Annotated in this window: 7 protein-coding genes; 4 read left to right on the top strand and 3 right to left on the bottom strand. The window is 64.4% G+C overall.

The window, feature by feature from the left end:
- Positions 1–6: 6 nt before the first annotated feature.
- The 4 genes from VHD82_RS22515 (at position 7) to VHD82_RS22500 (ending at position 10,389) form a co-directional block, all read left to right on the top strand.
- Positions 7–2,904: a DEAD/DEAH box helicase gene (locus tag VHD82_RS22515; RefSeq protein ID WP_325707218.1), complete on the top strand. Its 2,898-nt coding sequence runs from the start codon at positions 7–9 to the stop codon at positions 2,902–2,904.
- Positions 2,904–7,019, top strand: a complete 4,116-nt coding sequence (locus VHD82_RS22510; protein WP_325707215.1) for an Eco57I restriction-modification methylase domain-containing protein — start codon at positions 2,904–2,906, stop codon at positions 7,017–7,019. The genes VHD82_RS22515 and VHD82_RS22510 overlap by 1 nt, the downstream gene beginning before the upstream one ends.
- Before the next feature lie 188 nt (positions 7,020–7,207).
- A protein-coding gene (locus VHD82_RS22505; protein ID WP_325707543.1) for an IS5 family transposase occupies positions 7,208–8,085 on the top strand; the annotation gives its coding sequence in 2 pieces (ribosomal slippage) (positions 7,208–7,592 and positions 7,592–8,085; 879 coding nt in all).
- 1,452 nt (positions 8,086–9,537) lie between these two features.
- Positions 9,538–10,389, top strand: a complete 852-nt coding sequence (locus VHD82_RS22500; protein WP_325707212.1) for a hypothetical protein — start codon at positions 9,538–9,540, stop codon at positions 10,387–10,389.
- Positions 10,390–10,466: 77 nt separating this feature from the next.
- Here VHD82_RS22500 and VHD82_RS22495 read toward each other — a convergent pair whose 3' ends face one another.
- From VHD82_RS22495 to VHD82_RS22485, 3 genes are all read right to left on the bottom strand, one after another.
- On the bottom strand, positions 10,467–11,117 hold the full coding sequence (locus VHD82_RS22495) for a hypothetical protein (RefSeq protein ID WP_325707209.1): 651 nt from the start codon (positions 11,115–11,117) through the stop codon (positions 10,467–10,469).
- A gap of 107 nt (positions 11,118–11,224) precedes the next feature.
- Positions 11,225–11,731: a SigE family RNA polymerase sigma factor gene (locus VHD82_RS22490; RefSeq protein WP_325707206.1), complete on the bottom strand. Its 507-nt coding sequence runs from the start codon at positions 11,729–11,731 to the stop codon at positions 11,225–11,227.
- A gap of 417 nt (positions 11,732–12,148) precedes the next feature.
- Positions 12,149–12,514 carry a hypothetical protein gene (locus VHD82_RS22485; RefSeq protein WP_325707203.1) on the bottom strand — a complete coding sequence of 122 codons (366 nt, stop codon included), beginning with the start codon at positions 12,512–12,514 and terminating at the stop codon, positions 12,149–12,151.
- Between the last annotated feature and the right edge of the window lie 154 nt (positions 12,515–12,668).

Below are 12,668 nucleotides of genomic sequence, written 5' to 3'. Positions count from 1 at the left end.
ACAGCGATGCCGACCACCTTCACCCCTGGCTCCCTGGTCTCCGCACGCGGGCGCGACTGGGTCGTCCTGCCCGACAGCGCCGATGACATGCTCGTGCTGCGCCCGCTGGGCGGCGCCGACGACGACATCGCGGCCGTATTCCCGGCCCTCGAAGAAGTACAAGGCGCCGAGTTCGCACGCCCGTCGGCTGATGACCTCGGCGATGCGCTCGCTGCGGGCCTGCTGCGCTCGGCACTGCGGATCGGATTCCGCTCCGGTGCAGGGCCGTTCCGCTCCCTCGCCGGGATCGCCGTCGAACCCCGCGCCTACCAGCTCGTCCCGCTGATGATGGCGTTGCGGCAGCAGACCGTGCGGATGCTGATCTCCGACGACGTCGGCATCGGCAAGACCGTCGAGGCCGGTCTCATCGCGAGCGAACTACTCGCCCAAGGCAGCGCTAGCCGGCTGGCGGTGCTGTGCGCGCCCGCCCTGGCCGAGCAATGGCAGCAGGAGCTACGGACCAAGTTCGGCCTCGACGCGGAACTGGTCCTAGCTTCTACGGTGTCCAAACTGGAGCGAAACCTCGACCTGGGGCAATCACTGTTCGACCGGCACCCGCACGTCGTGGTCTCCACCGACTACATCAAATCCACCCGCCACCGCGACGACTTCGTCAAGCACTGCCCCGACCTGGTCATCGTGGACGAAGCCCACACCTGCGTCGTCGCAGACGAGGGCTCATCGGCACAGAGCCAACTGCGGCACGAGCTGCTCGACCGCATCGCCGCGGACGCCGACCGGCACCTGCTGCTGGTGACCGCGACCCCACACAGCGGCAAGGAGAGTGCCTTCCGCACGCTACTCGGCCTAATCAAACCGGAGCTGGCCACCGCCGACCTCGACTCCGACGCGGGCCGGCGCCTCCTCGCCGCCCATTTCGTCCACCGCCGGCGCGCCGATGTGCGGCAGTTCCTCACCAAGGAGGACGGGCTGCCCGACGACAGCCTGCGCGAGGACACCGTCTTCCCCGCCGACCGCTACTTCAAGGACGAGACCTACCAACTCTCACCCGCCTACCGGGCCCTGCTCGACGACGCCATCGCCTACGCCGGCGAGCGGGTAACCCGAGCGGGCGACCGCGGCAAGCGAGAGGCCCGTATCGCCTGGTGGTCCGCGATCGCGCTGCTGCGTTCCCTGGTCTCCTCGCCGCGAGCCGCGGCGCAGACACTGCGCACCCGGTCCGCCGCGGCTACCGCCGCCACGGTAGAGGAAGCCGACCGGTTGGCTGCCCCTTTGGTCAGGGACTCCACCGACAGCGACACGTTGGAAGGCCTCGATGTCGCCCCGGGTGCGGAGACCGAGGACGTGGGTGCACGGCTCGCCGACCTCGCCGAGCGGGCGGAGCAGCTGGAGGGCACCACCGAGGACCGCAAGCTCGCTGCCCTGATCAAACACCTCAAGACCTTGCTCACGAAGGGCTATCACCCCATCGTGTTCTGCCGCTACATCCCTACCGCCGAGTACGTCGCCGAGCACCTGGATGGTGCACTGGGCAAGAACACCGTCGTCCGAGCGGTTACCGGCACGCTCTCCCCGCAGCAACGCCTGCAACGTATCGAGGAACTCGCCCAGGACGCGGGTGAAGACGCCGCGGCCCGGCACGTGCTCGTAGCCACCGACTGCCTGTCCGAGGGCGTCAACCTCCAGCACCATTTCGACGCGGTCATCCACTACGACCTCGCCTGGAACCCCACCCGGCACGACCAGCGCGAGGGCCGTGTCGACCGGTACGGCCAGAAACGCGACACCGTCCGGGTAGTCACGCTCTACGGCAGCGACAACGGCATCGACGGCAAAGTCCTCGAGGTGCTGATCAAGAAACACCGCCAAATCCGCAAGGATCTGGGCATCTCCGTCTCGGTACCCGACGCCGACTCCGCCGGGGTGACTGATGCGATCGTCGAGTGGCTGCTGATGCGCAACCAGCGTCCGGAGCAAGCCGGCCTCTTCGAGCTGGAGGCGCTCAACCCCCAGGAAGCCGCGCTAGAAGCCGAGTGGAAGTCGGCCGCCGAGCGGGAAAAGACCTCCCGGTCGCGGTTCGCCCAGCGCGCCATCCATCCCGAGGAGGTCGCCCGCGAGGTCGCGGCAGTGCGCGACGTCCTCGGCCGCGCAGGCGAGGTCCGCACCTTCGTCCAGCGCGCGCTCGCCTCGCTGGAGGCCGTCCTGCGCGACGACGGCGCGGGTGGGTTCACCGCGGACCTGAGCGGCACGCCCAGTGGGCTCCGTGACGCGCTCGCCCCGGCCCTTGGAGGCGAGGCTGTCGAAGCCGGGCGCCAGGTGCCACTCCGCAACACGGCCGCGGTGGCGCGCGGTGAGTCCGCTCTGGTCCGCACGGACCCCGTCGTCAGCACCATCGCCGGATACGTCCTCAACGCCGCGCTCGACGGCAAAGCGGACGGGCCGCGCCCGGCCCGCCGCTGTGGCGTCATCCGAACCCGCGGGGTCACTACCCGCACGACCCTGCTGCTGGTCCGCTACCGCTTCCACCTCACCCTGCCCTCCCGCGCGGGAGAACGGCAACTGGTGGCCGAGGACGCGCGGCTGCTCGCCTTCCAGGGCTCGCCCACCGACGCCACCTGGCTGACCTCCGACGAAGCCCTGGCGCTGCCGGACCTGACCGCCGACGAAAACACCGACCCGGCATTCGGCGAACGCACCCTGCGTCGTGTGCTGGACGCGCTGGACGCCACCGGCACGCACCTGGAGTCCTACGGTGAGCAGCTCGCCGTGGAACTCCTGGAGTCCCACCGCCGGGTGCGCAGCGCCTCAGGAGAGATCGTCCGAGGGGTGCGCGTCACCGCCCAGATACCCGCCGACATCCTCGGCGCCTACGTCTACCTACCCGTGTCGGGAGAAGCCGCCTGATGTCCGCCATCGCCCGTCACCAGGTGTTCTCCGCGGTCCACACCATCGGCGCCCTGCTGCCCGCCGACATGCTGGCACGCATCTCCGAAGGCAAGGACGTCGCCGGCTGCCTGCCCTCCGACTACCGCGTCGTCGGCTCCCGCTCGGTCAGCGACGAGGCGGAACGGCACTGGGACTACCTCCGCTCCGTGTGGGCCGACCTCCGGGCGAAGCTGCCGGTCGCGCCTCAAGCGGAGACCCCAACGGACCCCACCGGGCAGGCCGTCAGCCAGTGGCTCGCACCGCTGTTCACCGAACTCGGCTTCGGCGAGCTGACCCCCACCGGCGCCGCCGGCATCACCTCCGATGACGGGACCAAGACCTTCGAGATCAGCCACCGCTGGAACCACGTACCGATCCACCTGACCGGGTGGCACCACTCGCTCGACAAGCGACCCGGCGGCGCGGGCACCGTGCCCCCACAGTCGCTGGTGCAGGAATGCCTCAACCGCACCGAATCCCACCTGTGGGGGATCATCACCAACGGCCGCCAACTGCGGCTATTGCGCGACTCCAGCGCGCTCGCCACTGCCTCCTATATCGAGTTCGACCTCGAAGCCATCTTCGACGGCGAACTGTTCAGCGAGTTCGTCCTGCTCTACCGGCTGCTGCACGTCTCCCGCTTCGCCATCGCCGACGGCGCATCCCCAGCGACCTGCTGGCTCGAGAAGTGGCGCCTCGACGCCATCACCTCCGGCACCCGCGCGCTCGACCAGCTCCGCGACGGGGTCCAGCAGGCGATCACCACGCTAGGCACCGGATTCTTACGCCACCCCGACAACGCCGTGCTGCGTGAAAACCTCGACGTCAACGCCCTGCACAACGCGCTGCTGCGGCTCGTCTACCGCCTGCTGTTCCTCTTCGTCGCCGAAGACCGCGACGCCCTCCACACACCAGACGCGACCGACCTGGCCCGGCAGCGCTATACGCGCTACTTCTCCACCGCCAAGCTGCGCGCCCACGCCCGACGGCGCCGCGGCACCGCGCACGACGACCTCTACCAAGCACTGCGGATCGTCCTCAACGCGCTCGGCGACGAGCACGGGCGACCCGAACTCGGCCTACCCGGTCTCGGCGGCATCTTCGACAGCACGGAAGCCGACGCCCCATTACGCGGTCTAAACCTCTCCAACGAGTACCTGCTGGCAGCCGTGCGCCACCTCGCCCAGGTGCGCGACACCGGCTCCCGCCGCGTGCGCGCGGTGGACTACCAGCACCTGGACGCCGAGGAACTCGGCTCCATCTACGAATCCCTCCTGGAACTCGTCCCCAGGCACAGCGCCCTCGACCGAACCTTCGAACTGCAGACCCTCGCGGGCAACACCCGCAAGACGACTGGCTCCTACTACACCCCGTCGTCACTGATCGAGTGCCTACTGAACTCCACCCTCGATCCAGTGATCGACGACACGGTCAAACGCGGCGAGCAGGCAGCCTCAGCAGCCGACCAGTCCGACCCCGCCGACGCGATCACCAACGAACTGCTATCACTGAAAATCTGCGACCCTGCCTGCGGCTCCGGCCACTTCCTCGTCGCCGCCGCCCGCCGCATCGCCAAACGCGTAGCAGCCGTACGGGAACGCAACCCCGAACCCACACTCGACGCCGTCCGCCACGCCCTCCACCAGGTCATCGCCCGCTGCATCTACGGCGTCGACCTCAACCCCATGGCCGTCGAACTCGCCAAAGTCTCGCTCTGGCTCGAAGCCCTCGAACCCGGCAAACCCTTGAGCTTCCTAGACGCGCACGTCAAATGCGGCAACGCCCTCATCGGCGCCACCCCAGCACTGCTGCGCGGCGGCATCCCAGATGACGCGTTCAAACCGATCGAGGGCGACGACAAGAAGTACGCCAAAGCACTACAGAAGCAAAACAAGAAGGAACGCGAAGGCCAGCGCGGACTGTTCGACCTCAACACCGAGACCAAGGTCTCCAACACCGCGTTTGCCACCGGCCTACAGCAGATCACGGACACGGCGGCTGACACCCTCGCCGACGTGCGCCGCCAGGAATCCGCCTACCGCGACTTCACCGAGTCGACCGAGTACCTGCGGGCCCTGCACGTGGCCGACGCGTGGTGCGCCGCATTCCTCTGGCACAAAACACCCGACGGCCCGCTCCCGGTCACAGAGGAAGTCTTCCGCAACCTGCAAGATCCGGACGCCGACGCGGCACCCCAACGCACCCACAACGAGATCGCCCGCCTGCGCCAGCAGTACCGGTTCTTCCACTGGCACCTGGAATTCCCCGACGTGTTCGCTGTCCCCGAGACGGGCGCGAGGGTGGATGACACCGGCGGCTGGTCCGACGGTTTCGACTGCGTGCTCGGCAACCCGCCGTGGGAGCGCGTCAAACTCCAGGAACAGGAATTCTTCGCCCAGCGCGACGAACAAATCGCCACAGCGAGAAACGCTGCCGCTCGCAAGAGCCTCATCGCAGCGCTCAGGAACGACCCAGACCGAAACGCCCTATACCAGGAGTTCGAAGCCGCCAAGCGCAAGGCCGAAGGTGAAAGCCACTTCCTCCGCATCAGCGGCCGCTACCCGCTCACCGGACGCGGCGATATCAACACCTACGCGGTCTTCGCCGAAACTGATCGCACGTTGACCGGCCCACGCGGCCACATGGGCGTGATCCTGCCCACCGGCATCGCCACCGACGCCACGACCCAGTACTTCTTCAAGGACCTGGTGGCAAACCGGTCGCTGATCTCGATTTACAGCTTCCGTGAGATACGCAGGATCTTCTTAGGAACTGATGACAGGAACCCCTTCTGTCTCCTATCGGTCGCCGGGCCAAGCGTCCCACACGACGTCATTGATTTCGCCTTCTTCCTCGAAGATCCTGGAGAACTAGAGACGGTGGGCAAGGCTTTCTCGTTGACACCCGCGGAGATCACCCTCCTCAACCCGAACACCGGCACTTGCCCGGTGTTCCGCACCCGCCGCGACGCCGAAATCACCCTCGGCATCTACCGCCGCGTCCCCATCCTCATCAAGGAACCCGACGAACGAGGCCAGGGCGGCAGCAACCCCTGGGACGTGTCGTTCATGAGGATGTTCGATATGTCCAACGACTCTCACCTCTTCCACACCCGCGAAGAGCTGGGAGCCGACGGCTGGACCCTCACCGGCAACAGCTTCACCAAAGGCGGCAAGCTCATGCTGCCGCTTTACGAGGCGAAGATGCTCCACCACTACGACCACCGCTGGGGCACCTACGACGAGCACGGAAATACCCGCGACCTCACGCACGGCCAGAAGCAGGACCCGAACGTCGTCGTACTCCCACGCTACTGGGTATCCGAAGACGACATCCCAACCGGCCGACGCGACAAGGACGGCCACGATATCGAGGAAGCCGGGGTCGCCACTCGCCTGACGGCCAAGGGCTGGGACCGTGAGTGGATCATTGGCTTTCGCAAGATTTGCCGAGCAACGGATGAACGGACAATCATTTCCTTTGCCTTCCCAGCCGGAGGCTTGGGCGACTCCGGAAATATAATTCTTCCGTCGTCACGCAAACCGGTCGTACTACTCTATTCAAACACCATATCATTCGCTCTAGATTACATGCTTCGCCAGAAGCTTGGCGGAACCAATCTTAACTTCTTTCAGTTTGCACAGCTTCCGGTTCTCCTTCCCGATAGTCTGCAGATCCACCACCGATTCATCGCCACTCGCGCGCTTGAGCTCGCCTACACGGCTTACGACATGGCGCTCTTTGCTCGCGACCTAGGTGACACTGGCGCCCCGTTCCGGTGGGACGAGGAGCGCCGTACCGTCATCCGCGCCGAGCTCGACGCCCTGTTCTTCCATCTCTACGAGATCTCCCGCGAGGATACCGACTACATCCTCGACACGTTCCCGATCGTCAAGCGCAAGGACGAGGCGAAGCACGGCACCTACCGGACGAAGGAGTTGATCCTCGCGGCCTATGACCGCATGGCGGAGGCTGGTGTCAGCCTCACCAACCCCCTCGTCGACGGCGAGAACTACACGTCCACGCTCACCCCGCCGCCCGGCCACGGTTCCCGTCATCACGAAGTGACCGGCGCAGCCTCCGAGCGACCCTGACGTCGAGCCCGTATCCCGAGTTTCGAGTCGCCTGCCTCTAGGGCGTGTGTCGAAGTTGGCTGTGACGGCTTGACATGAGTTCATGCTGCCGGGTGTGTCGGTGATCAAGAATGAGCGAGGTCTCCGGTAGTTGGTTTAACGACCAAGAAAAACCGGAGACCACCGGAGACCTCGTGACCACCTTAACGGTGACGGGGCGGCACGACCTGACCGACGCGCAGTGGGCGGTGCTCGAACCGCTCTTACCGGCGCCGAGCCGTCCGGGTAGGCCGTCACGCTGGACCAAACGGCAGCTCATCGACGGGATCCGGTGGCGGATCCGGGTCGGAGCGCCGTGGCGGGACATCCCGCCGGACTACGGGTCCTGGTCGGCGGTGTATGCGCTGTTTCGGCGGTGGCAGCGGGACGGGACCTGGGCGGTGCTGCTGACCGCATTGCAGACCATCGCGGACGCGGCAGGCCGGATCACCTGGGACGTGTCGGTGGACTCCACGACTGCGCGGGCGCATCAGCATGCTGCCGGGGCGCGGAAAAGGGGGATCTGCAGGCCGAGCCGCCTGGTGGGGTCAGCGGTGAACCTGCTGATCACGCGCTGGGGCGTTCTCGGGGTGGGCTGACCACGAAGGTGCATCTGGGCTGCGAGCAGGGGCAGAAGCCGTTGTCGATCCTGCTGACCGCGGGGCAGCGTGGGGATAGCCCGCAGTTCATTCCCGTATTGGACGGCATCCGGGTACCACGCAGCGACGGTGGTCGGCCGCGCAGTCGCCCGGATCGGGTCCTGGCTGACAAGGCGTACACCTCGCGCGGCAACCGTGGTTACCTGCGCAGGCGGGGGATCAAGGCGACGATCCCCAGCAAGACCGACCAGGACGCCCACCGGCGCCGGCGCGGGTCCACGGGCGGGCGGCCACCGGCCTTCGATCCCGAGATCTACAAACAGCGTCACGCGGTCGAATGCGGCATCAACCGGCTCAAACGCAATCGTGCCGTGGCTACCCGGTTCGACAAACTTGCCGTGCGCTACGAAGCCACCGTGACCATCGCGGCAATCAACGAATGGCTGTAGCCGACTTCGATACAGCCCCTAGCGGTGCCCCTGGGACTCGGCTGTCCTGTACCAGGTGGAACGGCGCCCTTGGTAACGAACACGTGGTCGTCCGCAGCGCCGGAGATCGCACCACGCAGCGGAGTTCGGCCCTGACCCGCGCGTGTGCAGAATGCAGCGATCCCCACGCCCGATGTCTGGTCGGCGCATCCCGCCGCTGGCCTGCCGCAGGGACACCAGACTCGCCAAGCAGGGCGTCGGCTCGACACCAAGGTCGAGCATCCCTTGCCCGAGATCGGCCAGCAGGTCACGGGCACGCTCAACCAACACCCTAAGCTCGGCCTCGGTATGCGCCGAACCAACGTGCTTGACGATCCGCTGCCGCCCGCCGGCGTACTCAACGCTCTGCACCGCCGTCGTACTGACGCCGTACGAACTCGCCGAATGAACGCCGGGTCACGGTTGCTGTTCGACGCATTGGCCGGCGTCTATGCCGGCCTCGGGTTCGACGTGCTGGGCGATGATACGTTCCGTGATCTGGTGATCGCCCGGACCGTGGAGCCGGCCTCGCTGCTGGATTCCGGACGGGTCCTGGCCGACCTCGGCACGGCGCCGGCGCGTTACTCGACTATGAAACGTACCCTGAGGCGGGTGCCCACGGCCCAGTACCGCGACCAGTTGCGACCGCCTGCTTCGCCCACGCGAGGGCGACCGGGGATGTCTCGCGGTGCCTCTACGACGTCACCGCGCTCTACTTCGAGCCCGAGAACGAGGATACCCTGCGCCGGGTGCGCTTTCCGACCGATCCTGAGCTCTTTAGCCTGCTGAACTGGGCGGGAACGTCGCGAACATGTATGTCACGTGCAGTGGGCTGCGTACACGGCCAGCACGGAGGGAGTTGCGCCCGGCGGGTGTGGTCTGCGTGGCCAGACGGCTTGACCCATCAACTTCGCCTCCAGTTTGTGACCGACGATTACTTCACGGCAGTGCAAATAGAGCATCGACTAGTAGAAATGGATGCAAGCGGTCACGTTACGCATCGACAACATGACCGTTTTGTCAGCTAGGCAACACGTTAACCAGTCCCCAATTTCACCCTTCCAGTGGGCAGCGTGAATAGCTACGTCGGAGCAGGATCATCTGTTGAGGAGCCGTGATCTGGGGCAAACCTAACGTGTTATCAATTTTGCTATTAAACGGGGAACCTTCATGCGAAGATATCGAAGACACCTTGCGTCCATCGCAATGATGGGTGCTATCATATCGACGAGTATGGTCGCCACATCCGAAACAGCATCAGCTTACGACGGGTGTCCCAACTACGACGGTGAGGGTCATTGCTACGCTATTGGGGGCTACGGCCCCATCTTCGGGCAAGACCCAGTATACCTAAACGCTGCATGGTCTCAGTTGCGTGTATACTGTCTCGCGGTCGCTGATCCCAACAATGACTGGGACAACTACGAGATGTGGATGACGACCAATGATAACCAGGGAACAAACCGGGCGCTCTGGACATGGGTGGAATCTGGCTTAACAGATGGGACGCTTTGGTATTCCCCTGGTCAGGAGCAAGGCTTCCTTAACTTTTGGGCGGACGGTCGGCCTGATGGCAGTTATAACGAGCACTACATCGGCCCGGCCTCAACCGATTCCTATAACACGGCCGCATTTTATTGGGTCACAAACACCAACAATTGGGACGTGTACTTCAATAGTGTGAAGGTTGGGACTTCTGCCGACGTAGGAGCATTTGCTGGCGGAGGCGAAAACGGCATCGAGAGTTTGACTCCAAACATGGAGGCCGATGGGGACACCTATGGCTGGTCCTACGCCGACCCGAGCAACAACTGGCACGACGTGAGTAATGATCCATTCTACAACAATAGTAACGGGATATTGACCGGCTATTCTGATGGTCCGACCGTTCATGCTCAGACGGCGCAGGGGTGCAGTTTCCCCTCAAGCGCAACTGCAGCCCCGGCGGATGTGACGGCCGGAACGGCGGCCACGACCGCAGGTCGGTTGGCTCGTGCGCTCGGCGAGTCCCAGCCTGGCGCGATGCAATACGTGAAAACAAGCCGACAGCGTGCTGCGACTGCCACCTCTGGTGAATCGGTTAACTCCGACAACTCGGTGTACGTTGTCCAAATGTCGGGCAAGTTCACCGTTCCTGCGGCGCGTATCCCTAAGGGAGCCAAGGCGCCCACGGGCTCCCGATTGACCGTAACAATCAATTCGACATCTGGGCAGGTCCAAGACTGGAGTATCAGCAACACTGATCACGACTTGGCAAGATTGGGTACAGTATCACCGATTCAGTAACACCCGCGTGGCGGCTGTTCGCAAGGAACAGCCGCCACGCATCCATCGACCCTTTGCTGCCATAACGAGGTCATAGGCTACGATGTCGAATCGATGAAGCCCGGGATTGTAATTCCACGAACGTCAGTGCTACGTGCTCCGTTTGTGGCGTTCCAGCAATTCTCCATATTGATAACCACTTCCACATCTGCCCCTGCGGAGTAACGAAAATGAGCCAAGACCACCGCGGACGGACTCTCCTGACATTTCTCGTTCGTCAACGGTGCGGCATTCAACGCAGAGACCAACTCGGCCAGCGGGCCACGAGATAGATCGCCAAACCGACTGAGTCGCAATTCATTTCGACTCCCGCCCACATCACCGGTTTGTCTCGCAACAGTGTCGTAGCGACAAATCGTTACTACTTCTGGGTCAGCAGGCACGAGAACCTTCTCAATTCCAGGTCGTGCGGGGCCCCGTTTCCATCCGTCCATAGTCTGTGGGCACAAGGTGGCGCGATTCGGAACAGCAAGCTGGGCCCGACTGTTATCCTGTGGTTGCAACGTCAGCAATACGGCCACACCGCTGGCAAGCACGACCGCGGTACCCAGCGCCGCGCTGTACAATTGGCGTCGGCGGCGTTTCGCGCGGACCTTGATCCGCTGTACATCAACGTGAGCGCCAGGCAACTGGTCTGCCACGCTGTGCAGCGCAACTCGTACCTCGTGCTCGGGTCTTTGATCAGTCATGGCAACTCCTTACTGTGCTGTTCGTTACTAATCCGACCACAGTCACGGCTATTCGCTTGCGCAGCGACGATTACGTACTGCTCGGGGTCCGCCTACTTTTGGTCGGATTAGCAACTCGGACTGCCTTCGCCTAATACGTCCATGACCGCACGCAGCGTCGACAGCCCTTTCGCGGTCTGACTCTTCACGGTTCCGACGGCACACCCCAACGCCTCTGCGGTTTGTCTCTCGGATAGATCGAGGTAAAACCGCAGCACAACAGTGGCTCGCTGCCTCGGCGGCAACCGCGCCAGAGCATCCATCAGAGTCAGTCGATCGAGTGTCACGTCCTGGTCCCCCTGAGCGGTGCCCGCGCCCTGGAGGTCGGCAGTTGGGCGTTCTGTTGCCCAGCGCCGACGACGGATACCGAGGTACGCCCTCATCAGCACCCGATAGACGTAGCCGTCAAGATTCTCCACGTGGCGCACGCGCTCCCAGCGCTGCCAGACACGCTCCAGCGCTATCTGAACCAAGTCCTGTGCCAAGTGTGAATCACCAGTGATGAGGTAGGCGGCACGAACGAGCAGGTCCTGTCGGCCTTGTACGTACTCCTCGAACCCTCGCGGTTCGACCATTCGCACACCTCCCCTCGCCGCGTCGCTGCCCAGTCAGATGCCGGAACGCCGTCATAAGGTTGCCTCACGCGCGAAGTTTCCGGGCTACGCCCGCTGCGCAGCGCGACCATCGCGAGGAGCTGGATGCCCGGCTCGTCAGCGACCGTGTCGCCGCCAAAATCGTCGGCGAGCGCAGAAGACCAATCTGCTCGACCTGGCGGTTCCGTAATGCGATCGCCTACCGAACAACAAAACTCATGTGAACGTCTGAAGTTCGCATGCACGGCTGAGCCGGGCGCTCTCGGTCGTGCGCAGAGGAGTTCGGGGCGGTGTGCGATGCCGAAGTTGCCTGCACGACCGTCACTTCGGCCAGGATCGTTTACACGGCGGGAGTTGCCAGGTAGTCGAGAGTCGGGTGGTGACGGCCGCGATTGACGATCACGGGCGATCGCCAGTCATTCGCTGGTCCAGTTCCTGCAACCCCAACTCGACTCCGTCGCGGTCACGCATCTGGTAGTACGCCCGTCGACCGCCGCGGGTGGAAGGTCCGGACTTCGTTAGCAGGCCATAGGTGACGAGCGTGCGCAGGCCAGGTCGCCACTCACGAGCTCCCGTCAGCTTTTCCAGCTCGCTCAGCACCCAGGCCCCTGCGAACTCGCCGTCGAAGCCCTCGGCCGCGCCAGCGGCTTGACAGGCCGCGCGCAGGACCGGAATCCAGTCTGGACGCTCGCTTGCCAGGCGCATGACCGCACGGACAGTCTCATCGTGATTATCCATGTAGACACTGTACTCTGGATTATCCACTTACTCAAGATAATCGCGAAGCACCATGTTCGCCAGTAGCTCCGTCGTCACCCTGGCGGCAACGGTGAGCGTGATCGGCCGCTTCGCCCACGGTCGGTCGAATCGGCTGGGCCAGCGAAAATGGCGGACGGGACATGGGCACCCCGCGAAGTGC

Origin of the sequence: Amycolatopsis sp. (assembly GCF_035546795.1) — a bacterium.
GTDB lineage: Bacteria > Actinomycetota > Actinomycetes > Mycobacteriales > Pseudonocardiaceae > Amycolatopsis_E.
This window is presented reverse-complemented; position numbering and strand designations above follow the sequence as displayed.

Bases quoted from the DNA above. Each gene is read 5' to 3' on its own strand.
- VHD82_RS22515 (WP_325707218.1), top strand. From the start codon at position 7: ATGCCGACCACCTTCACCCCTGGCTCCCTGGTCTCCGCACGCGGGCGC.
- VHD82_RS22510 (WP_325707215.1), top strand. From the start codon at position 2,904: ATGTCCGCCATCGCCCGTCACCAGGTGTTCTCCGCGGTCCACACCATC.
- VHD82_RS22500 (WP_325707212.1), top strand. From the start codon at position 9,538: ATGACGACCAATGATAACCAGGGAACAAACCGGGCGCTCTGGACATGG.
- VHD82_RS22495 (WP_325707209.1), bottom strand. From the start codon at position 11,117: ATGACTGATCAAAGACCCGAGCACGAGGTACGAGTTGCGCTGCACAGC.
- VHD82_RS22490 (WP_325707206.1), bottom strand. From the start codon at position 11,731: ATGGTCGAACCGCGAGGGTTCGAGGAGTACGTACAAGGCCGACAGGAC.